Source organism: Mesorhizobium sp. M7A.F.Ca.US.011.01.1.1 (genome assembly GCF_003998295.1).
Classification (GTDB): Bacteria; Pseudomonadota; Alphaproteobacteria; order Rhizobiales; family Rhizobiaceae; genus Mesorhizobium.
Genome location: NZ_RZRT01000271.1, coordinates 1 through 414, shown reverse-complemented (window position 1 = coordinate 414; position 414 = coordinate 1). Strand labels below are relative to the sequence as shown.

1 protein-coding gene is annotated in these 414 nt (G+C 64.0%); it reads left to right on the top strand.

Annotation, left to right across the window (positions count from 1 at the left end):
- The coding region (locus tag EOA13_RS37690) for a nucleotidyl transferase AbiEii/AbiGii toxin family protein (RefSeq protein WP_164780706.1) at positions 1-414 on the top strand (414 nt) is incomplete at both ends.

Genomic DNA, 414 nt, shown 5'->3' with positions numbered 1-414 from the left:
CACCTATATCACCGGCCCGCTCAATGAATTTCTCGCCGCCCAGTTGGCAGACGTCACCGCAGGGGCGGGGCGCGTAGAGATCGATGAAGCCGATCCCGATAGGCAGACCCTGCTGCTTTGGTATCCCGAAGTGGAACCGCGCGATGGCGCCTATGTTCGACCGGCGATCCGTCTCGAATCCGGCGCAAAATCGGCGCTCGATCCCCACCGGCTACTCACGATCACGCCCTATGTCGCCGGGGACGCAGCAGGCGTTGATCTCGCCGTGCCGGACGTCACCACGATAGAGGCGACGCGGACCTTCTGGGACAAGGTGGTGATCGCTCATGGACTGCGCCGCTGGTACGAGCGGCGCGGCGAACTGCGACAGGCAGGGCAGCGGGTTTCACGGCACTACTACGACCTGCACTGTCT